Origin of the sequence: Rhodanobacter sp. MP1X3 (genome assembly GCF_014207165.1) — a bacterium.
In the GTDB taxonomy this organism is placed as follows: Bacteria; Pseudomonadota; Gammaproteobacteria; order Xanthomonadales; family Rhodanobacteraceae; genus Rhodanobacter.
Window position 1 is genome coordinate 134,322 of sequence record NZ_JACHCO010000007.1, and the last position, 25,093, is coordinate 159,414.

Annotated in this window: 14 protein-coding genes and 1 tRNA gene; 8 read left to right on the forward strand and 7 right to left on the reverse strand. The window is 59.8% G+C overall.

Annotated elements, in window-relative coordinates; translation table 11 throughout:
- Positions 1-807 precede the first annotated feature (807 nt).
- Genes HDE79_RS17680 through HDE79_RS17690 form a run of 3 tightly spaced genes read left to right on the forward strand, consistent with a single transcriptional unit; the run spans position 808 to position 5,587 of the window.
- A complete protein-coding gene (locus HDE79_RS17680) occupies positions 808-3,219 on the forward strand; it encodes an RHS repeat domain-containing protein (RefSeq protein WP_255488493.1) in 2,412 nt (803 codons plus the stop codon).
- A 10-nt stretch (positions 3,220-3,229) separates the two neighbouring features.
- Entirely contained in the window at positions 3,230-5,125 is a 1,896-nt protein-coding gene (locus tag HDE79_RS17685; protein ID WP_255488494.1) for an RHS repeat-associated core domain-containing protein, read from the forward strand.
- Positions 5,126-5,143: 18 nt separating this feature from the next.
- Positions 5,144-5,587 (forward strand): hypothetical protein, encoded by a 444-nt coding sequence (locus tag HDE79_RS17690; protein ID WP_184603898.1) that lies wholly within the window; start codon positions 5,144-5,146, stop codon positions 5,585-5,587.
- 165 nt (positions 5,588-5,752) lie between these two features.
- On the opposite strand, the gene HDE79_RS17695 is transcribed toward HDE79_RS17690, so the two are convergent.
- Positions 5,753-5,929: a hypothetical protein gene (locus HDE79_RS17695; RefSeq protein WP_221440230.1), complete on the reverse strand. Its 177-nt coding sequence runs from the start codon at positions 5,927-5,929 to the stop codon at positions 5,753-5,755.
- A gap of 186 nt (positions 5,930-6,115) precedes the next feature.
- Positions 6,116-6,190 (reverse strand) — tRNA-Val (locus HDE79_RS17700).
- Positions 6,191-6,343: 153 nt separating this feature from the next.
- On the opposite strand from HDE79_RS17700, the gene HDE79_RS17705 reads away from it, so the two are divergent.
- Positions 6,344-6,685, forward strand: coding sequence for a lipid-A-disaccharide synthase N-terminal domain-containing protein (locus tag HDE79_RS17705; protein WP_184604124.1), 342 nt, complete (start codon positions 6,344-6,346; stop codon positions 6,683-6,685).
- Positions 6,686-6,713: 28 nt separating this feature from the next.
- On the opposite strand, the gene metH is transcribed toward HDE79_RS17705, so the two are convergent.
- The 3 genes from metH to HDE79_RS17720 form a co-directional block, all read right to left on the reverse strand.
- A complete protein-coding gene (gene metH / locus HDE79_RS17710) occupies positions 6,714-9,410 on the reverse strand; it encodes a methionine synthase (protein WP_184603900.1) in 2,697 nt (898 codons plus the stop codon).
- Positions 9,411-10,511 carry a homocysteine S-methyltransferase family protein gene (locus tag HDE79_RS17715; RefSeq protein ID WP_184603902.1) on the reverse strand — a complete coding sequence of 367 codons (1,101 nt, stop codon included), beginning with the start codon at positions 10,509-10,511 and terminating at the stop codon, positions 9,411-9,413.
- 71 nt (positions 10,512-10,582) lie between these two features.
- A complete protein-coding gene (locus tag HDE79_RS17720) occupies positions 10,583-11,512 on the reverse strand; it encodes a metalloregulator ArsR/SmtB family transcription factor (protein ID WP_184603903.1) in 930 nt (309 codons plus the stop codon).
- Positions 11,513-11,809: 297 nt separating this feature from the next.
- On the opposite strand from HDE79_RS17720, the gene HDE79_RS17725 reads away from it, so the two are divergent.
- A complete protein-coding gene (locus HDE79_RS17725; protein ID WP_184603905.1) occupies positions 11,810-12,970 on the forward strand; it encodes an acyl-CoA dehydrogenase family protein in 1,161 nt (386 codons plus the stop codon).
- A 134-nt stretch (positions 12,971-13,104) separates the two neighbouring features.
- On the opposite strand, the gene HDE79_RS17730 is transcribed toward HDE79_RS17725, so the two are convergent.
- Together HDE79_RS17730 and HDE79_RS17735 are read right to left on the reverse strand one after the other, a co-directional pair.
- Positions 13,105-16,341, reverse strand: a complete 3,237-nt coding sequence (locus HDE79_RS17730) for a multidrug efflux RND transporter permease subunit (protein ID WP_184604126.1) — start codon at positions 16,339-16,341, stop codon at positions 13,105-13,107.
- 15 nt (positions 16,342-16,356) lie between these two features.
- Positions 16,357-17,628 carry an efflux RND transporter periplasmic adaptor subunit gene (locus HDE79_RS17735; RefSeq protein ID WP_184603906.1) on the reverse strand — a complete coding sequence of 424 codons (1,272 nt, stop codon included), beginning with the start codon at positions 17,626-17,628 and terminating at the stop codon, positions 16,357-16,359.
- Positions 17,629-18,196: 568 nt separating this feature from the next.
- On the opposite strand from HDE79_RS17735, the gene HDE79_RS17740 reads away from it, so the two are divergent.
- The 3 genes from HDE79_RS17740 to HDE79_RS17750 all read left to right on the forward strand — a co-directional run bounded on the left by HDE79_RS17740 (position 18,197) and on the right by HDE79_RS17750 (position 25,085).
- Positions 18,197-23,143 carry an NAD-glutamate dehydrogenase domain-containing protein gene (locus tag HDE79_RS17740; protein WP_184603909.1) on the forward strand — a complete coding sequence of 1,649 codons (4,947 nt, stop codon included), beginning with the start codon at positions 18,197-18,199 and terminating at the stop codon, positions 23,141-23,143.
- Positions 23,144-23,266: 123 nt separating this feature from the next.
- Positions 23,267-24,040 carry an NAD kinase gene (locus HDE79_RS17745; RefSeq protein WP_184603910.1) on the forward strand — a complete coding sequence of 258 codons (774 nt, stop codon included), beginning with the start codon at positions 23,267-23,269 and terminating at the stop codon, positions 24,038-24,040.
- 97 nt (positions 24,041-24,137) lie between these two features.
- Positions 24,138-25,085: a 5'-nucleotidase gene (locus tag HDE79_RS17750; protein WP_343206001.1), complete on the forward strand. Its 948-nt coding sequence runs from the start codon at positions 24,138-24,140 to the stop codon at positions 25,083-25,085.
- The last annotated feature ends 8 nt before the right edge of the window (positions 25,086-25,093 follow it).

Sequence of the window (25,093 nt, forward strand, 5' to 3'; positions counted from 1 at the left end):
GGTGAGATGGGGCTAAGTTATTCGCTCTACTATAATAGCTCTAGAAACAGCTCAAGTGCTGTGGCGCCATGGGCAGATAATCTTTCCTATAAGTTAGACACTATTTGTAACGGAGCCGTTACGTGTACCTCCATAACATTAAATCGTCCCGATGGATCCAGCATTCTTTTTAAAGGTCGCGCCGATGGAATCAACCGAATTCATACGGAGAGTGGTGGTGGTAATCTCGCCACTTTAGTCCAGAACGCAGACAATACGTATACGCTTCAGGACGAGGATTCCACCACACAGGTGTATTCGCAATCGGGCCAGCTGATTTCGATTAAAGACGCCTCGGGTATCGGCTGGACATTAACCTATTCCAGCAATTCAGCTGCCCAAACAAGTACGACGCAAGTTACGCATACGAATGGCCAGTCTTTCACCATTTCCTCCCAGAGCTATATCAGTAATGGTGTTTACACGACACAAGAGACCCTTACTGATCCCGGACAAAATGCGTATGTGTTTGTTTATGGACCTAACGGACTGATTTCAGCAAGCTTACCGGGAAGCCCATCGACGGTCTTTGCCTACAAGTATGCTCCCGGCGCGAATGTGAACGGCGGTCTTAATGAGGTGGATATAAATTCCGTTCCTTACGCCTATACCACTTATGATGCCAATTTACGAGCCAATGGCACTCATCTGGCGGATAACTCGCAAACGAGTTCGATTATTTATTCGACAAATAGTACGGGATTAGTCGCTGCCCTCACCAATCCTTTGGGCCATACGACTTCCAACCAATATAACGCGTTGAATCAGTTGGTTTCCGTCAGTGACAATGCGGTATCCGATTGCGGCGCCACGGTGAACTCGCGTCAGTACGACGGCAACGGCAACCTACAGCAGACGGTCGACAACAACGGCAACGTCCACACCTACACGTACGCCGTGAACGGCCAGCTGCAAACAGAGACCGAGGCTTCCGGCACCACGCAGGCACGAACCACCGATTACGTATGGGATCCCAATCAGCAACTCAATCGCCTGACCAGCGTGACGGTCGAAGGCTGGTCCAAGACCGCCTACACCTATAACGCGCAGAATCGCTTGGCGTCCGTGGCCGTCACCAACCTGTCAGCCAATGGCAGCGCCAACCAGACATTGACCACCACCTACAACTACACGTTGTACGGTAACGGCATGGTGCAGACGCTGTCGGTGACACACCCGTCACCGAACAACAGCGATACCGACGTATCAACCTACGATGCGCTGGGCAACCTGAGCACCTTTGCCGATGGCCTGGGCCACACCACGACTTACAGCAACTACAACGGGCTCGACGAAGTCCAGCATGTCGTTGGCCCCAATGGCGATGCCACCGATTACACCTACGATGCGCGCGGCCGGATCGCCACCAAGACGACGTATCCCTATGGCATTGCTGGAACGTGGACGTATACCTACGACGGCTTCGGGTTGCTCTATACGCTGACAACGCCGGATAACGAGGTGACCACCTGGAACCGCAATGCGGAAATGATGGTGCAGACCATCACCCACAACGACAAGGACGGCACGTCGACAGAGACCTTTGGCTACGACCCCAACGGCGATGTGACGAGCCACGTCGTGACGCGTGGCAGCGATGTTGGCTTGTCTGAGACGGCGCAGTACGACGCTTTGGGTCGGCTCTATCAGAAGATTGGCAATAATGGCCAGACACTGACCTACGGTTACGACGGCAACGGCAATGTGGTCTCCACCACCAATGCCGCCGGTCACGTCACCACGAATCAGTACGATCATCTGGACCGGGTCAGCCAGACGACCGAGACCGGTGGCGCGAGTCCGCCAATGCCTACAGCGGCACCGACACTGACGGTCCCGGCCACCAATGCGAGCGGTGCGTATACCGTGACCTGGACGACGGTGAGTGGGGCGACGAGTTACATTCTGCAGGAACAGACCAACGGGGGCGGTGCTGTCGTTGTCGCCAATGGCGCAGCGACGAGCTGGAGCACTAGCGGTAGAGCCAACGGCACCTATGCTTATCAGGTAAAGGCCTGTAACTCGACGGGTTGCGGTCCGTTGAGTGCGGCTAGTTCTGTGACGGTCAATGTACCGTCGCCACCCACCTCCGCCCCGTCACTCACGGTACCGGCGAGCAGCGCCACGGGCAGCTATTCGGTGACCTGGACCAGTGTCGCGAACATAAGCAGCTACACCCTGCAGGAGCGGTTGAACGGCGGTAGCTGGGCGACGGTGCAATCGGCAGCCGTCCTGAGCTGGAATCCTGTGGGGCGGGCCAATGGCAGCTACGGGTATCAGGTGCAGGCCTGTAATGCGGTGGGCTGTGGTCCGTGGAGTGCGGTGGGAACGATCACGGTCAGCTTGCCACCGGTGCCAAGTGCGGCGCCGGCACTGACGGTACCGGCGGCGAATGCTACGGGTAGTTACTCGGTGAGCTGGGGCACGGTGAGTGGTGCGGCCACCTATATCGTGCAGCAGCAGGTCAATGGTGGCGGCTGGACGACGCTGCAGAACTCCGCGTCGACGAGTGTGGCAGTCAGCGGCGAAACGAACGGGAGTTACGGGTATCGCGTGCAGGGCTGCAACATCAGTGGCTGTGGACCGAACAGCGCCACGGGTACGACCGTGGTGACCTTCGCTCCTACGGGTTCACCGAGCTTGACCGCACCAAGCAACAGTGCCACGGGAAGCTACACCGTGAGCTGGTCGGGGGTGGCCGGTGCGAGTACTTACCTTTTGCAGCAGCAGGTCAATGGTGGAAGCTTCACGACGGTACAAAATTCGGCGGCCACGAGTTGGGCAGCCAGCGCAGAAACGAATGGCAGCTACGGTTACAGGGTTCAAGCGTGCAACGCTGGCGGATGCGGACCAGTGAGCGGCGTTAGTACGGTTCTCGTCACCCAGGCGCCAGCGGCCCCAGGCGGCGTCACTGCTCCATCGTATGTCCATGGAGTTCAGTACTACGTGAGGTGGACAACTGCCGCCACGGCGACGTCCTATAACGTGCAAAGAACCAATGCTATTACCGGCGCTACGGCGCTCGCATACACCACGTCAGGCACCAGCGTAACCATAGCCGCACCGGGTGCGTCACAAACGCTCCAGTATGCCGTGCAGGCGTGTAATGCGTCGGGCTGCTCGGCCTATGCAAACGCACCAAACACCACAGAAACAGATCCACCTGGCCCAATTAACTGAGACTATGGATATGGATGCCTACCTGAAACTGCACCTAAGGCCCAGACTTCTACCGCTGCTGCTGTCATTGTTCCCGGGGTCGCTGCTAGCCCAGAGTGTCACTACGGTGATGACCTACGACGCCGGTGATCATGTGGCGAGCGTCACCGATCCGCGAGGTCTGGTGACGACCTATGCGCACGATGGCCTGGGCCAACTGTGGCGACAGGCCAGTCCGGACACGGGCACCACGAATTTCGCCTACGATGGCTATGGCCGTCAGTCCAGCATGACGCGTGCCGATGGCGTGCAGACCAACTATGGCTACGATGGCCTCAACCGCCGCACGAGCGTGAGTGCCGGTGGCCTGACCCAGACGTTCGCCTACGACAACTGCACCAACGGCCTGGGTCGTCTGTGCTCAGACAGCGATGCTACCGGCGCGACGTCCTACAGCTATACGCCGGAAGGATGGATCGGCGGGCGTGGCTTTACTATAGGTAGCACGACGTATGCGCTGGGTTTCAATTACGATGAAGTAGGTCGCCTTACCGTAGTGAATTACCCCGATAGCAATCAAGTCGTTTATTACTACACCAACGGCGTGGTCTCCGGCGTCTCCTTGAAGATCGGCAGCGCCTCACCGATCAACGGCGCGACGGCGATTACGTATCGGCCGACGGACATGGCGATGGCGTCGTGGACCTCCAGCAACGGGCTGATCAACACCCTGAACTACGACACCGATGGCCGGCTGGCGGGCATTAGCGTGCCTGGCAAGCAGAGCCTGGGTTTCACCTACGACACCACCGACCGCATCACGCAGATCACCAACGGCGTCGACAACACGCTGACGCAGAACTTTGGCTACGACTACATGTCGCGGTTGGCGTCGGTCTACTCCGGAGCGGATAACGAGAGTTACCAATATGACGCCAACGGCAATCGCACCTATCAGAGCGTCAACGGAGTGGTGCTAACCGAAACGCCCAGCAGCACGAGCAATCAATTGGCGAGTGTCGCTGGGACGCTCAATGCTACCTACGGCTACGATGCAAAGGGCAACAGCACGGTAGTCAATGGTGGAGCAGCCTACAACTACGACGCCTTCAATCGACTCAACACATCGTCAGGCATGACTTACTACGTCGATCCCGAAGGTCAGCGCCTGCGCAAAACCGGGAGTGCAGGTACGACTTATTTTGCTCCAGGCAGCGACGGGGGCATGTTGGCGGAGAGCCAGGGGAGTGGTTGGACAGACTACGTGTGGCTCAACGGACGATTGATCGGTCGCATGGCCAACGGTCAGGCCTACGCCATCCATGACGACCAGGTGGGTCGACCGGAAGCGGTGACGGATGCCTCGCAGAACGTGGTGTGGCGAGCACAGAACTTTGCTTTTACCCAGAAAGTGATCGTTTCGAACATCACGCTTAACTTGGGTTTTCCAGGGCAATATTACGATGCCGAGACGCTGACCTGGAACAACGGTTATCGCGATTTCAACTCAGGGCTGGGGCGCTATCTGGAGAGTGATCCCAGCGGCTTGGCAGGGGGCATCAATACCTACATTTACGTAAATAATAGACCTACTAGCCTTGTCGATCCAATGGGATTGTGGCCTTTCGGCTTACCGGGCAAAGCAGCAGCGACACAACAACTCCCAGGAATATTGCAAAGCTTTGTGCCATCACTAACGCAAGAAGAAAACGCTCAGATTTCAAGTGATGTTATCGATAGCCTAAGCTGGTCGGACGTAATGGCAGCTAGAAAAGTTTTTCCTGACATTCAGAATATGACAATGCCTGATTCTTTATCAGATTTAACGCCGGCACAGATAGCGTTAATATTGAAGTTCCTGAATAAATTGCCGGCGCGTGACAAGGAAGCTATCGGTAAAATTAAAACAAAATGCCCTTCTAAATAGGAATAGGATAATAATCTAATGAAAATTAACGTCATCGCGCTATTTTTTCTTTCAATTTTCCCTATCGTTGCATATTCAAATAGTCAGTCTTTTTTTTATAACAAAGGCGAGTTGAAAGTTAAGCTTTCAAATGAAGATCTGGGAAAGACAATTTCAGATCTGAAAAATGCCGATGCTGAGCATATACCTCATGGCATGGAGGGAGGCTCCCTCTTTGAAGCCGAGCTTGTGGAAAAATTACCATCGGATAAATTCGGACAATCAAACTGGCTTGTCAAGTTAAACAGCGTAATTCTTCCTGGAGATATTCGACCCGGAGCTGCAGAAATAAAATTAACTTCGCCAAAAATGACTGAGGGAGGAATTAATTTTTTGCGTAACAAAAAATATAAGATATTCGCAGTAAAAATTGACGGAAATTTTTACACGTGGAAAGGCCTGTCAGTGGAGTCGGGGTTGTAACAGGCGAGCTAAATATAGGTTGCAACTAAGTCGGGAATTGCTGTAGGAACAGCTCTAGGCGTTAAAGTAAAATTTAATCGGTTTCCGCCAGGAATTAATCGGCGTCGTTTCGATTTCTCAAAATTGGGACATGGCCATCAGACTGAGAGCAGCGTGTAGGCGCTTTCATCCCCGTGTTGCTTGCCAAACCACCAGTATCACGACGGTGATGGCGTACTTGATGTTGAAAAACTCATCCTTGGCCGCGACTTCGCTGATCGGGATCATCTGGGTGCCGTCTTTCTTGCCGCCCGGCGCATACAGAAACAGGTTACGGAAATTGCCCGGCCCCTTGCTTTCCATTCAACGCTTTTTTCAGATATTCGCCTCTCTAGGCAGGGCTCAATCCCCGTGGATCAATAGAGTTAGGGGCATTCATGTACAGAATTTGCTATGCACGACTATGCGCGACAGGGCTACTTGGTGAACGTTCCTCAGCCACAAAAGAATAAAGCCATCGCAAGGATGGCTTCAGACTTAGTGTTTTAGTGGTGGGCGATGCAAGGATCGAACTTGCGACACCTGCCGTGTGAAGGCAGTGCTCTACCGCTGAGCTAATCGCCCGCCGAGAGCGCGCAAATATACGGGGAGAGCGGCTTCGGGTCAATCTTTGTCGCCTTTGCGCCAGCATTTTGTTGTCGAAGTGGGGTTGGTGCGGGGCATCCGTTGGGGCGGATGGTTGGTAAACTGGCGCGCTTGACTGACGAGGCCGCCCCGATGGAATTCCTGCAGCACGAGTTCAACCATATTCTCGCGGCGCTGCACGGCTTCGAGATCACGCCATGGAAAACCGTTGGCCTGATCGGCTCGCTGATGTTCACCAGCCGCTGGTTTGTGCAGATGTACTACACGCGCAAGTTGAAGCGGGTGGTGATGCCGCTGTCGTTCTGGTGGTTGTCGGTGATCGGCAGCGCCCTGCTGCTGAGCTATTTCATCGTCGGCAAGAACGACTCGGTCGGCATTCTGTCGAACTTCTTTCCGGCCTTTGTCTCGGTTTACAACTTGATCGTGCATATGCGCGAGGTGAAGCGTCGCGGCGTGGTCGAAAGCGAAGTCTGATCAGCGTCAGACTTCGCTTTGGAATCGATTACTCGACTTCGTAGCCCAGGTACGGTGCCAGCCAGCGTTCGGCAAGCTCGCGTGTCCAGCCTTTGCGTTTGGCGTAGTCCTCGACTTGGTCGCGGCTGAGTTTGCCGACCACGAAGTACTGGCTTTGCGGGTGCGAGAAATACCAGCCGGAGACGGCGGCCGTGGGATGCATGGCGAAGCTTTCGGTTAGCTGGATGGTGGTGTGTTCGGTTGCGTTGAGCAGTTCGAACAGCGTGGCTTTTTCCGAATGCTCGGGGCAGGCAGGGTAGCCGGGGGCCGGACGGATGCCGCGGTATTTCTCGGCAATGAGATCGTCGTTGGCCAGGGTTTCGTCGGGCTGGTAACCCCAGAATTCCTTGCGCACGCGTTCGTGCAGGCGCTCGGCGAACGCTTCGGCCAGGCGGTCGGCCAGCGCCTTGAGCATGATCGACGAGTAGTCATCGTGGTCGGCTTCAAAGCGGGCTACGTGCGGCTCGATGCCGATGCCGGTGGTCACGGCGAAGCCGCCGACCCAATCCTTTACACCGCTGTCCTTGGGCGCCACAAAATCGGCGAGGCAGAAGTCCGGACGATCGGCAGGCTTCTCCACCTGCTGGCGCAAGTGGCGCAGCATGGCGACGGGTTTGGCTTTGGCCGTCGTATCGACGGCATAAACCTCGATGTCATCGCCGATGTTGGCGGCCGGCCAGAAGCCGATCACGCCCTTGGCCGTGAGCCAGCGTTCGGCGATCAGCTGATCGAGCATGCGGTTGGCATCGGTGTAGAGTTCGCGCGCCTGCGTGCCGACCACGTCGTCATCGAGGATGGCCGGGAATTTGCCGGCCAGCTCCCACGCATTGAAGAACGGCAGCCAGTCGATGTACTGGCGCAGTTCGGCCAGATCGTAGTCATCGAACACGGTGATGCCTGGCGTTTTCGGTACGGGTGGTTCGTAGGCCTGCCAGTCGCAGGTGAAGCGTTGCGCGCGCGCCTTGGCCAGCGGCACCAGCTGTTTGCCGGGACCGCGATCCTTGTGGCGTTCGCGCACGTCGGCGTACTCCAGCCGGATCTTGGCGATGAACTCTTCGACCAGATCCTTGCTGACCAGCGACTGCGCCACGCCAACGGCGCGTGAGGCGTCCTTCACCCACACGGTAGGCGACTTGTAGTGCGGCTCGATCTTCAGCGCGGTGTGCGCGCGGGAAGTGGTGGCGCCACCGATCATCAGCGGGATATGGAAATTCTGTCGCTGCATTTCGCGCGCGACCTGGCTCATTTCTTCCAGCGACGGCGTGATCAGACCGGATAGGCCGATGATGTCGGCGTTCTCGGCGATGGCCGCTTCCAGGATTTTCTGCGCCGGCACCATCACACCGAGGTCGATCACCTCGAAGTTGTTGCAGCGGAGCACCACGGCCACGATGTTCTTGCCGATGTCGTGCACGTCACCCTTGACGGTGGCCATGATGATCTTGCCGTTGTTCTTGCCCATGTCGCCGGTGCGCAGCTTTTCTTCCTTGATGAAGGGCAGCAGGTAGGCGACGGCTTTTTTCATCACGCGCGCCGATTTCACCACCTGCGGCAGAAACATTTTGCCGGCGCCAAACAGGTCGCCGACCACGTTCATGCCATCCATCAGTGGGCCTTCGATCACGTCGAGCGGGCGCGAGGAAAGCTGACGCGCTTCTTCGGTATCCTCGACCACGTATTGATCGATGCCGTGCACCAGCGCGTGGCTCAGGCGCTCGCGCACGGGAATTTCACGCCAGGCCACCGTCTCGACGACAACATCGCCTTTCTTCTTGCGGAAGTTGTCGGCGATCTCCAGCAGGCGCTCGGTGGAATCCTCGCGTCGATTGAGTACCACGTCCTCGACGCGCTCGCGCAGCTCGGGATCGAGGTTGTCGTAGATCGCCAGCGAACCGGCGTTGACGATGCCCATGTCCATGCCGGCCTTGATGGCGTGGTACAGGAACACCGAATGGATGGCCTCGCGCACGGTGTCGTTGCCGCGGAACGAGAACGAGACGTTGGAGACGCCGCCGGAAATATGGCAATCGGGGAAACGTTTTTTCAGCTCGCGCGTGGCCTCGATGAAATCCACCGCGTAGTTGTTGTGCTCCTCGATACCGGTGGCGACGGCGAAGATGTTGGGATCGAAGATGATGTCTTCCGGCGGGAAGTCGAGCTCACGGGTCAGCAGTTCGTAGGCGCGTGAACAGATCTCGACCTTGCGCGCGCAGGTGTCGGCCTGGCCTTGTTCGTCGAAGGCCATCACCACGGCGGCGGCGCCGTACTGTTGCACCTTGCGCGCATGGTCGAGGAACTGCGCCTCGCCTTCCTTCATCGAGATGGAGTTGACGATGCCCTTGCCCTGCAGGCAGCGCAGACCGGCCTCGATTACCGTCCACTTGGACGAGTCGATCATGAAGGGCACGCGCGCGATATCGGGTTCGGAGGAGATCAGATTGACGAAGCGCGTCATCGCTGCTTCGGAATCGATCAGACCCTCGTCCATGTTGATATCGATGATCTGCGCGCCGTTCTCGACTTGCTGGCGCGCCACGTCGATCGCCTCGTCGTAGCGTTCTTCCTTTATCAGCTTCTTGAACTGGGCCGAGCCGGTGACATTGGTGCGCTCGCCCACGTTGACGAACAGCAGCTCAGGCGTGAGTACCAGCGGCTCAAGACCCGACAGGCGGGTGTAACGTCTCACTTACGCAGCCTCCGCTTGCGTGGCAGACGGAATGACCCGTGGCGCGTAGTAGCGCACCGCCTCGGCAATCGCCTTGATATGCGCGGGCGTAGTCCCACAGCAGCCGCCGACCAGATTCAGCAGACCGTCGCGCGCGAAATCACCGATCACGCCGGCCATATGCTCGGGTGATTCGTCGTATTCGCCGAATGCATTCGGCAGGCCGGCGTTGGGATGCGTACTGACGAAACTCTGCGCGATGTTGGAGAGCGTCTGTACATGCGGACGCAGATCTTCCGCACCGAGCGCGCAGTTGAAGCCGACCGACAGCGGACGTGCATGCGCGACCGAGTAGTAGAACGCTTCGGCTGTCTGACCCGACAGCGTACGGCCGGAGCGGTCGGTGATGGTGCCGGAAATCATCACGGGCATGCGCGCGCCGCGCTGGTGAAACAGCTCGCTTAGCGCAAACAGGGCGGCCTTTGCGTTCAAGGTATCGAAGATCGTTTCGACCATGATGACATCGGCACCGCCATCGATTAGGCCGATGGTGGATTCGGTATAGTTTTCGGCCAGCTCTTCGAACGTGACGTTGCGATAGCCCGGGTCGTTGACGTCGGGCGACAGCGACGCGGTGCGGCTGGTCGGGCCGAGTACGCCGATCACAAAGCGCGGTTTGTCCGGCGTTTTTGCCGTCATTTCATCGCAGGCAGCGCGCGCGAGTCTGGCGCCCTCGCGGTTCAACTCATAGGCGAGATGTTGCAGCCTGTAATCGGCCTGGCTGATGCGGGTGGAGTTGAAGGTGTTGGTTTCGACCAGATCGGCGCCGGCTTCGAGATAAGCCGTATGCACGCCACGGATGATGTCTGGCTTGGTGAGGGTCAGCAGGTCGTTGTTGCCCTTCAGATCGCAGCTGCCAGGGTGATCGTGTGCGTGGCCATCGTCGGTCTGCGCGTGGCCATCGTGGCCGTGCTCGAAGCGCTCGCCACGAAAACCGCTTTCATCCAGCTCGTGCGCCTGCAGCATGGTGCCCATGCCGCCATCCAGGATCAGGATGCGCTGATGCAGCGCCTGTTCCAGCAGGGCAACGCGGTCGGGGTGTAGCCAGGGCAGGGCGCTCATTGTGGTTCCTTACGTTTTGCTTTTTCGCGTGCGGCGAAGCGGTATTCAAGATGGTGTTTGGTGTACGCCGATCAATGCGGCTTGCGCGCCAGCAGGCTGATCACTTCGAAATGCGGCGCCTTGCGCTCGCGGCTGATTTGATGGCAACTGATCACGTCCAGTTTCGCGGCATCGGCAAAGCCGCGTAGTTGGTCGCCATGAAAGCCGAGATTGCGGTGGTCGAACGGTTCGACCGCTGTGCGATGGTCGTGCTGGCCCAGCGTGACTGCGAGCAGGCGACCGCCGGGGCGCAAGACGCGAGCTGCCTCTGCCACGGCCAGGGCGGGATCCTCGGCATATGTCAGTGCGTGCAGCATCAAGACCAGGTCGAAGCGTTGCTCGCCGAGATCGAGCGCCTGCATATCACCCTGCATCACCTGCACGTTGGTGAATGCGCGCAGTCGCTTGGCGGCGGCGTCGACCACCCGTTCGCTGGAGTCCACGCAGGTGATCGAATGCGCGTGCGGTGCCAGCAGTTCGGCGGTGATGCCGTCGCCGGAGGCGATATCCAGTACATCGCCGGTTTCCAGCAATTGCAGCAATGACCGCGCCAGCGTTTCCCAGGTACGGCCGGGCGAGTAGTGGCGCTCCATGTCGCCGGCCACGGTGTCGGCCCAGCCTTCGGTGCCAGCTCGTTGCGCCAGAACAGCGGGCAGGCGCGCGGCGTCCTCGCGCAGCAGGGCGTCGTCGATGCTCTGGCGCAGCGAGTCGAGCAATTTGCGCTGCGCCTCCTCGCCTTCGCTGTTGGCACGGTAATACGCCGACACACCAGCACGGCGGTCACGCACGAGGCCAGCCTCCTTCAGTTTGGCCAGATGGGTGGACACGCGCGGTTGCGCCAGATGCAGCACGGCGGCCAGTTCGGCGACTGTCAGCTCCTCGTGTTCAAGCAGGGCCAGCAGGCGGACACGCGTCGGATCCGCGAGCAGGCGCAGAACGCTGGAAGCACTGGCCAGGTCCATCGAGCATCCTTTTATCGCGATAAAGAGATGACAAGGCTAGGCGCGGTTTGTCAGGGCGTCAAGCAGGGAAGTTGTTGATTGCCGTGCTTTGTTCAGTCCAGGGCCCAACGAGCCTGACGTTCGCGACAACAAAACGTGGTCCCAACGGAGGAGCGTCCACCGTGGCTTTGCGTCCGTATGTCATGTCTGTGATGCCCGGGATATGACTCGCGTTGATGTTGATGCTGCGTTCGCACAATGGTGTTTTATTGCCGCCGCTACAATGGGCGGCTGGCCAGTTCACTGCGGAGCTTTTCCATGGATTTCAGCTTTACCGAAGATCAGTTGTCGATCCAGTCGATCGCCCGCGACTTTGCCCAGAAACGCATTGCGCCGGTGGCTGCCGAGTTTGATGCCAAGGGCGAGTTTCCGCTGGAAAACATTCGCGAGATGGGCCGGCTGGGCTTGATGGGCATCGAGGTGCCTGAACAGTACGGCGGTGCGGCGATGGACACGATTGCCTACGTGCTGGCGATGATCGAGATCGCCGCGGCCGATGCGGCGACCTCGACCATCATGTCGGTCAACAATTCGCTGTTCTGCAACGCCATCCTCAAGCACGGCACCGAGGAGCAGAAGCAGACCTACGTACGCGCCATTGCCACCGGCGAAGCGATCGGTGCGTATGCGCTCACCGAGCCGCAGTCGGGCTCGGATGCGTCGGCCATGCACACCCGCGCAACCAAGAACGCGCAGGGCGACTGGGTCATCAACGGCAAGAAGAGCTGGATTACCTCCGGTCCGGTGGCCCGCTACATTCTGCTGTTCGCAATTTCCACACCGGGCGTCGGGGCGCGTGGTGTGTCGGCTTTCATCATCGATACGAAGCTGGCCGGCTTCCATGCCGGCAAGAGTGAGCCGAAGCTGGGCATTCGTGCATCGGCGACCTGCGAGATCGAATTCCTCGACTACGTTTGCCCGAAGGAAAACCTGCTGGGCGAAGTTGGCAAGGGATTTTCTATCGCGATGGGCGTGCTTGATGCCGGCCGTATCGGTATCGCTTCGCAAGCGATCGGGATTTCGCGTGCCGCGTACGAAGCGACCTTGCAGTGGGCGCGTGACCGCAAGGCGTTCGGTGCACCGATCGGTACATTCCAGATGACCCAGTCGAAGATTGCCGACATGAAGTGCAAGCTCGATACCTCGATGTTGTTGACCCTGCGTGCGGCATGGCAGAAGGGCGAGGCCGACAAGACCGGCGGGCGTTTTGGCACCGAAGCGGCAATCGCCAAGCTCACGGCATCGGAAGCGGCGATGTGGATTACCCATCAGGCCGTGCAGATTCATGGTGGCATGGGCTACTCGAAGGAGATGCCGCTGGAGCGCTATTTCCGTGACGCCAAGATCACCGAGATATACGAAGGCACCAGCGAGATCCAGCGAATGGTGATTGCTCGCGCGGAAACCGGTTTGCGTTGAGGCCAGCAGTCGCAAGTGGGATAGCACTTTTTCGCGAGCCAGATCGAAAGCGCATCGTCAAACGACAAGACGACAGGCAATAAAAAAAGCCCCGGCATGCCGGGGCTTTTTGTTGAGCACGTTACTTGGCTGGATCAGCCGCCGCGGTAGGGGTCCGCTTCCGGTGGTGACAGAGACTTCGGCTCGTTACTCACTGGCTGATCCTTGCCATCAACATCGAGCTTGTCACCCAGCATGCGACGCACGCTCACGTAGAACACCGGGATCAGCAGCAGACCGAGGAAGGTGGCGAAAAGCATGCCACCGATCACGCCGGTGCCGATCGAGTGGCGCGCGTTGGCGCCGGCGCCGGTGGAGATGAACAGCGGGAACACGCCGAGGATGAAGGCGAACGAGGTCATCAGGATCGGCCGCAGTCGCAGCCTGGCCGCTTCGACCACCGCTACGCCCAACGCCTTGCCTTCCTTCTGCAGGTCCACGGCGAATTCGATGATCAGAATGGCGTTCTTCGCCGCCAAGCCCATCACCGTCACCATGCCGATCTTGAAGAACACGTCGTTCGGCATGCCGCGCAACATCGAAAACACCACCACGCCGAGCAGGCCTAGTGGCACTACCAGCAGCACGGCCACGGGGATCGACCAGCTGTTGTACAGCGCCGATAGGCACAGGAACACGATCAGCACCGACAGCAGCAGCAGCAGGGTCGCGGTATTGCCGGCCAGCAACTCCTGGTAGGACTGGCCGGTCCAGTCGTAACCGAACTGAGCTGACAGGTTCTTGCCGACGATGTTTTCCATCGTCTTCATCGCTTGGCCGGTGGAATTGCCGGGCGCCGGGTTGCCGACAATCTCCACTGCCGCGTAGCCGTTGTAGCGCTGCAAAGCAGGCGAGCCGGTAGTCCACTTCGCATGCACCACGCTGGACAGCGGGATCATGTTCTGGGTGATGTCGGTTGTGCCGGAGGCCGTGCTTGAACTTGACGTCGTGCCACTTGACGTGGTGCCGTTCGTGCTGGGCGTGTAGAGATGATCCAGCGCGTCCACCCCCATGCGGTAAGGCGCATCGGCCTGGATCTCCACGCGCTTGACGCGGCCGCCGTAGCTGAAGTCGTTGACATACACCGGTGCCAGCGCCAGCGAGATCGCATTGTAGATATCGCTGACCGACAGGCCCATCGCCTGCGCCTGCACACGATCCACGGTCAAGCTCAGCTGCGGTGTCGGCGGCAACATGTTCGGGCGGATGCCGAGCAGCGTCTTGTCCTGCGCCGCCTTGCCCAGCACGGTCATCATGGCGCCGGCCAGCTCATCGCGGGTTTGCCCGGCACGTGCCTGCAGATACATGTCGACGCCGCCGAACTGGCTCAGGCCACGGATGGTCGGCAGATTCACCACGAAGATCTGTGCATCGCGGATGCCATGCAGCATGCCGTTGGCCTTGCCGATGAACTGCTCGATGGTAACGCTGCGTTGGTCCCAGTCCTTCATCTTGATAAAGGCCATACCGGTGTTCTCGGCATTGCCGACGAAGCTGAAACCGGCGATTTCGAACACGTCATCGACGGCTGGGTCTTTCTTCAGTATCAGGCGGGCCTGATCCAGTACGGCCTGGGTGCGCTGCATGGTGGCGCCCGACGGCAGCGACACAATCGCCAGTGCGAAGCCCTGATCTTCATCGGGTACAAAGCTGGTCGGTAGACGACTGAACAAGAAACCCATCAGCAAAGCCAGCACCACGAAAACTGTCATCCAGATTGGTGTGTGTTTCACTGCGCTGCTGATATGGCCGGTATAGGTGTGAGTGACCCGATCAAACAGCTTGTTGAAACCGCGGTAGATGAAGTTCTTGTTCTCGTTTTCGTTTTCTTCCCTGTGCTTCAGGAAACTCGCGCATAGTGCCGGGGTGAACGTCAATGCGAGGAAAGCGGAGAACAGCACCGACATCGCGATGGTCAACGCGAACTGCTTGTAGATCACGCCCACCGCACCGGCCTGGAACGCCGACGGCACGAACACCGCCGCAAGCACCACGGTAATCGCGATGATCGCGCCGCTGATCTGGCTCATCGCCTTGCGCGTGGCCTCCTGTGGCGAGAGATTGTCCTCGGACATGATGCGTTCGACGTTCTCGATCACCACGATCGCGTCGTCGACCACGATGCCGATCGACAGCACCATGCCGAACAGGGTCAACTGGTTCACGGTGAAGCCAAGCACCAGCATGCCGATGAAGGTGCCGAGCAAGGCGACTGGAATAACCAGGGTGGGGATGATCGTGGCGCGCAAGTTCTGCAGGAAGATCAACATCACCAGGAACACCAGCACGATCGCTTCGGCCAGGGTCTGGATCACTTCCTCGATCGAGGTCCGCACGAACGGCGTGGTGTCGTAGGGCACCTCGTACTTCACGCCGGGCGGAAACGACTTGGCCAGCTCGTCCATCTTGGCGCGCACGGCGGTGGCCACGTTCAGCGCATTGGCGCCCGGCAGCAGCTGTACGCCCATGCCGGCGGTCGGTTTGCCGGCCCAAGTCGAACCCGAGCCGTAGCTTTGCGGGCCGAACACGATCCGCGCGACATCCTTCAACTTTACCGTGGTGCCGTCGGAGTTGGCGCGCAGGATAATGTTGCCGAATTGCTCCGGTGTGGTGAAGCGGCTCTCCGCCGATACCGTGGCATTGAACTGCTGGCCAGCCGGCGCCGGGTCGGCGCCAAGCGATCCGGCGGCGAACTGCACGTTCTGGCCGGCGATGGCGGTTTGCACGTCGGTTGCCGATAGTCCGTAACCCTGCAGCTTGTCCGGGTTCAGCCAGATGCGCATGGCGTATTCGGAACCGAGCTGAAGCGTATTGCCGACACCAGAGATGCGGCCGATCTGGTTGATGACCTGCGACGCCACCAGGTCGTTGAGCCTGCCGTTGTCAATATCCGGATTGTCCGAGGTTATCGCGAGGAACATCAGGAAGTCGGGATTGTTCTTGGCTACCACAACGCCTTGCGAGATTACTGCGGTGGGCAGACGCGGATTGGCCAGATTCATCTTGTTCTGCACCTGCACCTGAGCGATATCCGCGTTGGTGCCGGTTTCGAAGGTGGCCGTGATGGTGGCCTGGCCGTTGGAGCTGGAAGAAGAGCTGAAATACAGCAGGTGGTCGATGCCGGTCAGTTGTTGCTCGATCACCTGGGTGACGTTCTGTTCCACTGTATCGGCACTGGCGCCGGGATAGGTGGCGGTTATCGAAACCTGCGGCGGTGCGATAGCTGGATAGGACTCGATGCCCAGTTCGAGCATGGAGATCGCGCCCACCAGACTGACGAGGATCGCCAGCACCCAAGCGAAAATCGGGCGGTCAATAAAGAAATTCGACAACATGTATGAGCTCCGTTACTGCTTGGCGGCAGGCTTGTTGCCGCCGTTTGCAGAGTTATCGGCTGGCTTGTCGCCAGGCTTGCCTGCGTCGGGCTTGGCCGAAGCGGCCCCCGGACCGGCGGCCCCTTTGTTGTCCTGGCCCGGCTGCCACGGCGTGGCCTTGGCCTGTATGCCTTCCTGCACCTGCGGCAGACCGGAGACGATCACCTGATCGCCGGCGACAAGGCCCTTGGTAATCACCCAGTTGTTGCCGCTGGACTGGTCGGCGTCGACGTTCTTGCGCACCACCTTGCCTTCGGCGCTCACCGTCAACGCATAGGCACCGGCGGTGTCGCGCAGAATTGCCTGCTGTGGCACCAGAAATACCTTGTTGCGTTCACCCAGATTCGCCTTGAGGGTGACGTACTGGCCCGGCAGCAGCGCCTGCTGCGGGTTGGGAAGCAATGCACGCAGACTGATCGCGCCGGTGGACTGGTTCACCGCGGTGTCGGAGAAATCCAGCGTGCCCTGCTGGTTGTACAAGGTGCCGTCGGGCAGGGCAACCTGCACGTGGGTCTGGTCCTGCGCGGACAAGGTGACATTGCCGTTGCTCTGCGCGTTGCGCAGCTGGTTGAAGTCGGACGAGCTGAGGGTGAAGTTGACGTACAGTGGATCGAGCTGATCGACCGTGGTCAGCAGGGTCGAGCCGGAACCGGTATCGGCCGTGCCACTGCCCACGATGGCGCCTTCGGTCACTTGCTGCTGACCGGCGTGGCCATCGATGGGTGAAACCACGTTGGTATAGCCGAGGCTGATCCGTGCGCTGGCCACGGCGGCCTGCGCCTGCTGAATCGCAGCAGCAGCGGTACGCTCGGTGGCTTCGTCGCTGTCCAGTTGGGCATGCGATATATAGCCTTGCGGAATGAGCGAGCGGTCGCGTTCAGCCACGACATGGGCATTGGTATAAGTCGCCTTGGCCGAGGTCAGGTTGGCCAGACTGGAATCAAGTGTTGCCTTGTAAGTAGCCGGATCGATCTGGAACAGCAGCTGGCCTTGCTTGACGTCGGAGCCTTCCTTGTACACGCGCTTAAGCAGCACGCCGGACACGCGGGCGCGTACATCGGCGCTGCGATAAGCGGACAGGCGGCCGACCAGATCCTTGGTCAGTGGTGCCGACTGCGGCTGCACGGTGAGTACGCCGACTTCGGGCGCTGGCGGCTTCTGTTGCTCCTGGCCTTTGCCACTGCAGGCAGCGAGCGCAAGCAGACTCAGGCAAAGAATCGGAGTGTGCAGTGACGAGAGCTTCATGAAGACTCCATGGCTTGTATTGGGGGATTCGAGGGTTACCGGCGATGTTGTGCTGGCTTGTTGAGGCGTAGTGTGCATTTTGGCCTTGCACTGCGATGCGCTTTTCCGTCCCCGCGCCAGGAATTTGACGCAGGGAAGAGGCAATCTTGCTTGTCACGCAGTCCTATACCGACCAGTTTACAATTTATCCGGAGCGTTGTGCCAGCCCTCAATTTAACGGTGGCGGCGGGGATGCCATCAAGCCGTAGTACTGGATCATTACGCTCTCGTGGTCGCTGGCTGGCACGGCAGCGAAATGCAAGATGCATGTATCGCGTGACAGTTTGGCCATGCTCGACTATGCCGGGGCACCTCCCCTTAGTCAGACGCCGCCATTACCGCGCGATGACGATAGTGACCGGCAAGTGGCGATCCGTTTGTTGCGATGCGCGTACGAGTGTGAACGTAGGGTCCATGCGTAGCAGCATGGTAGCCAAATGGATGGTGTCTGCTGTGGATTAGCCCCGGGTCGCGGCGTATCCTTTTGCGGCTAAGCCTTACCTTTGTATCCACTAGAACAGTAGATTCCATGAATGCCATTCGTGCAGCCAACGACATGCCCCTTCCGTCGGTCGTCCTCGACGCATTGAAACAACGCGGTCTGTCCGCTGACCGCCTGACGGAGGCGCGAGTTTTCTGCGACGCCTTTTTCGCCCGTGTCGCCAGTAGCGACATCGAACTTCACACGTCGGAGCAGTGGGCTGTATTGATCGCCAGCCTGCTGGACTTCGTGCAGCAACGACCGCCGGGCCATGCACTGGTGCGCGTGATCAATCCCGAGCAGGGTTCCGCCGGTCGCAGCCTGCTGCAGATCGTCACCGACGACATGCCGTTTCTGATCGACACCACCAGCATGGTGCTGTCGGACACCGTGCAGATTCACGCGGTGATCCACCCGGTGATCACGGTGGAGCGTGACGCGTCCGGCAAGCTGCTGCAGCTGTGTGATGAAGCGGATGCGGCGCCATCGCGCAAGCCCGAATCCGTGATGCATTTCGAGATCGACCGGGTTGCCGATGAAGCCGCGCAGGCGCAGTTGAAGGCGCATGTTGAAGCGGCGCTGGACGATGTGCGTTCGGTGGTGGGCGACTGGTCGGCGATGCGCGACATGGCGCTGGCTATTGCCACCGACCTGCCGCAGCGCAACTTGCCGCTGGATGCGGCCTCGGTCGAGGAGGCCAGCGAGTTTCTGCGCTGGATCGCCGATGACAATTTCACTTTCTTTGGTTATCGCGAATACGAAGTCGCCGACGCTGACGGCGAGCAGGAGTTGCGCTCTGTCGATGCTTCCGGCTTGGGTTTGCTGCACAAGAAAGAGCGCTCGATCGCACCGCGCTCGCTGCGTTCGCTGACTGCCGGCGAGCTGCCGCAGGCGGGTGCAACTGACGCCATCATTCTTACCAAGACCAATGCGCGTTCGCCGGTCCATCGTGCCGGCCATATGGATTACATCGGTGTGCTGAAGTTCGACGCTAACGGCCGCCCGGTGGCCGAGCAGCGTTTCCTTGGCCTGTTTTCGACCAACGCCTATATGGCACGGCCGCAGGATGTACCGCTGGTGCGCCAGAACGTCGAGGCGGTAATGACGCGCTCGGGGCTGAAGCGTGATTCCTACTCCGGCAAATCGCTGCGTCACGTGCTCGAAGCGTTGCCGCGCGAGGAACTGTTCCAGAGTACGGAAGACGAACTCTTTGAAACTGCGATGGGTATCCTGGAACTGAACCAGCGAGCGCGCACGCGGTTGTTCGTGCGCCGCGATCGCTACGGCCGGTTCTTTACCTGTCTGGTTTTTGTGCCACGTGATCGCTTCAACACCGCGGTACGCGAGCGGATTGCGGCGCTATTGGACACGGCGCTGCACGGCGAGCGGAGCGAATCGACGGTGCTGTTGGGTGAGGCGGCACTGGCACAGCTGACGATCGTGGTGCGACCGAAGATCGGTGATGAGTTCTCTTACGATCTGGCCGAGCTGGAACAGAGCGTCGCCGGCATCGTGCGCAACTGGCACGACGAAGTGCGCGATGCACTGGTGCGATCGCGTGGCGATCATCAGGGCGTGGTACTGGCCAACCGCTACGCGCGTTTGCTGCCGGCTGGGTACGTCGAAGACGTGACACCAAAGGTGGCTGCCGAAGATATCCATCAGCTGTCACTGCTACAGGGTGACAACGTGCTGCGCATGTCGTTCTACCACCCGCCGCAGGCACCGGAAACACTGCGCTTCAAGGTCTATCGCAGCGGTGGCGATATCGCGCTGTCCGAAGTGTTGCCGCAATTGGAGAACCTCGGCCTGCGTGTGCTGACCGAACACGTCTACGAAATTCCCTGCGATCCCGCACCGCTGTCGATCCAGGATTTCGAAGTGCAGCCGGCGGGCAAGCTCACTTTCACGGTAGAGCAGGTCGGTGCGTTGTTTGAGGATGCGTTCGAGCATATCTGGCGCGGCAACGCCGAGAACGACGGTTTCAACCGGCTGGTGCTCGGCGCCAAGCTGAGCTGGCGGCAGATCGCGATGCTGCGCGGTTATTGCAAATATCTGCTGCAGGCCGGCGTCGCGTTTTCGCAGCCGTATATGGAAGACACGCTCAATCAGTATCCGGCGATTGCCGGTTTGCTGGTTGAATTGTTCCTGGCCAAGTTCGATCCGCAGCGCGAAAGCCTGTCTGCCGAAGAACTGAAAGTCGCCAGCGACACGCTTGCCGTCGAAATGACCGCGCTGATTCCGCAGTCCGTGCAGGAATTGCACCCGACGCTGATCACTGATCTGGGTAACGCGCTGTTGCTGCCACGCGCCGAGCAGGTCAGTACGATCGAAAATGCTATTGGTGTGCTGCTGGAAAACGTGGCCAGCCTCGATGAGGACCGCATTCTGCGCAGCTTCGTGGCGGCAATCCATGCCACCTTGCGCACCAGCTTCTTCCAGCGTTGGGATGGCGCACACCGGGGTTACATCAGCTTCAAGCTGGACTCGCACAAGGTGCCCGAGTTGCCCAAGCCGGTGCCGTATCGCGAGATCTGGGTCTGTGCGCCACGCGTGGAAGGCATCCACCTGCGCTTCGGCGCGGTGGCGCGCGGCGGTCTGCGCTGGTCCGACCGTCGCGAGGATTTCCGCACCGAGGTGCTGGGCCTGGTCAAGGCGCAGATGGTCAAGAACACGGTGATCGTACCGGTCGGTTCCAAGGGAGGTTTCTTCGTCAAGAAGGCGCCAGTGGGTGGTGATCGTGATGCGCAGCTGGCCGAGGGTATCGCCTGCTATCGCCTGTTCATCAACGGCCTGCTCGACATCACCGACAATCTGGTCGAAGGCAAGGTGGTCAACCCGCACGATGTGGTGCGCCACGACGCGGATGACCCGTATCTGGTGGTGGCGGCCGACAAGGGCACGGCCACGTTCTCCGACATCGCCAATGCGATCTCGATCGAACACAACTACTGGCTGGGTGACGCGTTCGCCTCGGGCGGCTCCAATGGCTATGACCACAAGGGCATGGGCATCACCGCCAAGGGCGCATGGGAGTCGGTCAAGCGCCATTTCCGCTCGCTCGGCCGCGACTGCCAGACGCAGGACTTCACCTGTGTGGGTATCGGCGATATGTCGGGTGATGTGTTCGGCAACGGCATGCTGCTGTCACGGCATATCAAGCTGGTGGTGGCGTTCGATCATCGTCACATCTTCTTCGACCCGAATCCGAACATCGAGGCATCGTTCGTCGAACGCGAGCGCATGTTCAAGCTGCCACGTTCGAGCTGGGACGATTACGACCGTTCGCTGATTTCCGCCGGTGGCGGTATCTACCCGCGCAGCGCGAAATCGATTCCGGTCACGCCGGAAGTGCGCGCCGTACTGGGCATCAAGGCCGACGTGACGCAGATGGCGCCAAGCGACCTGCTCAGCGCGATCCTCAAGGCGCCGGTCGATCTGTTGTGGAACGGCGGCATCGGCACTTACGTCAAGGCCAGTAGCGAGACGCATGCCGATGTGGGCGATCGTGCCAACAACGCACTGCGTGTCAACGGTGCCGAGCTGCGCTGCAAGGTCGTGGGTGAGGGCGGCAACCTGGGCATGACCCAGAAAGGTCGCATCGAGGCGGCGCAGCACGGCGTGCTGCTCAACACCGACTTCATCGACAACTCGGCCGGCGTGGATACCTCCGATCACGAGGTCAACATCAAGATTCTGCTTAACGACGCTGTGCAGCGTGGCGAGCTGAGCGAGGATGCGCGCAACAAACAGCTCGCGGCGATGACCGACGAGGTCGGCCAGCTGGTGCTGTTCGACAATTATCGGCAGAACCAGGCCATTACCCTGATGGAGCACCAGTCGGTGCGTCGCATCGGCTCGCTGGCGCATTTCATCCGCACGCTGGAGGCCGAAGGCCTGCTCGACCGTCAGGTGGAAAATCTGCCCAGCGAAGCGGAGCTGACCGAGCGCAAGACGCGCGGCGTCGGCATGACCCGACCGGAGCTGTCGGTGCTGCTGTCCTACGACAAGATCAAGCTGTACCAGCAACTGCTCGATTCGGACGTGCCGGAAGATCCGTACCTGTCTAAAGAACTGGTGCGCTACTTCCCCGAGCCGCTGCATCAGAAGTACGCCGAGCACATGCAGCGCCATCGCCTGAAGCGCGAGATCATTGCCACCGCAGTGACCAACTCGACGCTCAACCGCATGGGCGCGACCTTCATGATGCGCATGCAGGAGGACACCGGCCAGCGGCCGGCAGCGATCGCCAAGGCTTACACCGCCGCCCGCGAGATTCTTGACGCGCGGGAACTCTGGGCGCAGATCGAAGCGCTCGACAGCCAGGTTGCCGAGAACACCCAGATCGACGCGGTGATGCAGATCTGGTCGCTGCTGCGCCATCTCACGCGCTGGTTGCTCAATCGTCCCGGCGGCACGCTGGACATTGCGGACAACGTGGAGCGCTATCAATCCAGTGTGTCGGCTCTGCGTGAGGCGTTGCCCGAAGTGCTGACGCCGACCGGGAAGGGCGACTTTTCCGGCAATCAGGAAAAGTGGGAAGGTCTGGGCTTGCCCGCCGAACTTGCGCTGCGCCTGGCACGCTTGCCGGTGCTGCGTGCAGCGCTGGATATGGCTGAAGTGGCGCAGCTCAGCGGCCGTCCGATTGCCAAGGTGGCCCAGGTGTTCTACGAGCTGGGCGAGGCGCTGGATCTCGAATGGCTGCGTGACCAGATCGAGGCGCTGCCGGTCGAAGGTCATTGGCATGCGCAGGCTCGCGGCTCGCTTCTGGATGAGCTCAACCATCAGCACCGTGCACTGGCCTCGCAGGTGCTGGCGCTGGCCAGCGATCGCACGGATGTCTCGCCGGTGCAGGCGTGGCTGCAGCGCGACAACGCCACGCTGCAGTACACCCGCAGCATGCTGGCGGAAATCCTCACCCAGAACGCCGATTACCCGATCGCCTCGGTCGCGGTGCGTCGTCTGGCCCAGCTGGCGCAGGTGCCGATCGGCTGATGGGTTTCAGTCGGTTGACCTGATGCGAAACGCATAGGTCAGCAGTGAAGGCGCAGGAGCCAGCATGGTCTTGCGCCTTCATGCTGTGTACTCTCCTCTCACTTGATTGCCAGGTGGATCAGCATGCGCTTTGCCTTCGTCGCCAGCGATACCAGCATTGCCCAGCAGGCGCGACGCAAACTGGTGGACCGCTATGGCGATGTACCGCCGGAGCAGGCTGAGCTGATCGTGGCGTTGGGCGGCGATGGTTTCATGTTGCGGACCTTGCACGATTGGCATGCGCTGGATGTGCCGGTGTATGGCATGAAGCTGGGTCGCGTCGGCTTTCTGATGAACAAGCATGTTGTCGATGACCTTCCTGGACGCGTCGAGCGCGCGCACACCGCCTCGCTGTTTCCGCTGCAGATGCAGGTGACCGACGTCAGCGGCAAGGAATATTCGGCGCTGGCTTTCAACGAGGTGTCGCTGTTGCGTCAGACCAACCAGGCCACGCATCTGGAAGTAAAGCTCAACGGCATTGTTAAACTCGACACACTGGTCTGCGACGGCATTCTGGTTTCCACGCCGGCCGGTTCCACGGCCTATAACCTCTCCGCGCACGGACCGATTCTGCCGCTGGATGCGAACGTGCTGGCGATTACGCCGATAAGCCCGTTTCGCCCGCGTCGCTGGCGTGGCGCGATTCTTCCGCATCGCACGGAAGTGGTCCTCAGTGTGCTCGATCCCGACAAGCGTCCGGTCAGCGCCACCGCCGATTTCCATGAAGTGCGCAACGTACTCACGGTGGCCATCCGTCAATCGGGCGGCGAGGGCGTGCGGCTTCTGTTTGATCCCGAACATAATCTTGAGCAGCGAATTCTCGACGAACAGTTCGCGTCGGAACAGCCTGCGGATTGAAGCGGCCGCACGCCAGATTGAGACATGCTAGATTGAAACCAGAGGGTCCACACCGGATCTCTGCGTGCTGCCCATCGTGAACGTGCCTCTCTTGCCAATCGATACTGCTGACTCTGTGGCTACGGGTGCCGATGCGCACGACGCCAGTGCCGCCGCCGACAATCGGCTGGTGGTGGCCATTTCTTCGCGCGCGCTGTTCGATCTCGGGGATAGTCATGCGTTGTTCGAGCGCGATGGTCTGGATGCCTACCGCAACTTCCAGATCGATCACGAGAACGAGATTCTGAAACCGGGCGTCGCCTTTCCGCTGGTGCAGAAACTGCTCGGTCTCAACAAACTGGCCGGTAACGTACCGCCGGTCGAGGTCATTCTGCTGTCGCGCAATTCCGGCGATACCGGCCTGCGCATCTTCAACGCGATCCAGCATTACGGGTTGCAGATCAGCCGTGCCGCATTTACCAGCGGCGCGCCGACTTCGGATTACATTGCACCGTTCAAGGCCGATCTTTTTCTTTCCGCCAATGCCGAAGACGTCGGTCGCGCGCTTGCCGCCGGTGTCGCCGCGGCGACCATCTTGCCCAGCACCGCGCCACCGCGCGCCTCCGAGCAGTTGCGCATCGCCTTCGACGGCGATGCAGTGATCTTCGGCGACGAGGGTGAGCGCGTGTCGCGCGAGGAGGGGCTGGAGGCCTTCCATCGCAGCGAAACCGAGCACGCCGCCGAACCGCTGTCAGTCGGTCCGTTCCAGGGTTTCCTCACGGCATTGCATCGCCTGCAGATCGCGTTCCCCGCCGAAGACTCGCCGATTCGTACCGCGTTGGTCACCGCGCGCTCCGCACCGGCACACAAACGGGTGATCCTCACCCTGCGTCGTTGGGGTGTGCGCATCGACGAGGCCCTGTTTCTCGGTGGTCGCGACAAGGGGCCGTTCCTGGATGCCTTTGGGGCCGACATCTTCTTCGACGACTCCCCGGTCAACGTGGAATCAGCGCGCAAGCACGTTGCTACTGGACATGTACCGCATGGTGTGAGTAATCGCGGCTGAGGCGTCGA

Coding starts and splice junctions, on each gene's coding strand:
- HDE79_RS17740 (WP_184603909.1), top strand. CDS start 18,197: ATGAATGCCATTCGTGCAGCCAACGACATGCCCCTTCCGTCGGTCGTC.
- HDE79_RS17715 (WP_184603902.1), bottom strand. CDS start 10,511: ATGAGCGCCCTGCCCTGGCTACACCCCGACCGCGTTGCCCTGCTGGAA.
- HDE79_RS17685 (WP_255488494.1), top strand. CDS start 3,230: ATGGATGCCTACCTGAAACTGCACCTAAGGCCCAGACTTCTACCGCTG.
- HDE79_RS17690 (WP_184603898.1), top strand. CDS start 5,144: ATGAAAATTAACGTCATCGCGCTATTTTTTCTTTCAATTTTCCCTATC.
- HDE79_RS17720 (WP_184603903.1), bottom strand. CDS start 11,512: ATGGACCTGGCCAGTGCTTCCAGCGTTCTGCGCCTGCTCGCGGATCCG.
- HDE79_RS17735 (WP_184603906.1), bottom strand. CDS start 17,628: ATGAAGCTCTCGTCACTGCACACTCCGATTCTTTGCCTGAGTCTGCTT.
- HDE79_RS17745 (WP_184603910.1), top strand. CDS start 23,267: ATGCGCTTTGCCTTCGTCGCCAGCGATACCAGCATTGCCCAGCAGGCG.
- HDE79_RS17725 (WP_184603905.1), top strand. CDS start 11,810: ATGGATTTCAGCTTTACCGAAGATCAGTTGTCGATCCAGTCGATCGCC.
- HDE79_RS17705 (WP_184604124.1), top strand. CDS start 6,344: ATGGAATTCCTGCAGCACGAGTTCAACCATATTCTCGCGGCGCTGCAC.
- HDE79_RS17695 (WP_221440230.1), bottom strand. CDS start 5,929: ATGGAAAGCAAGGGGCCGGGCAATTTCCGTAACCTGTTTCTGTATGCG.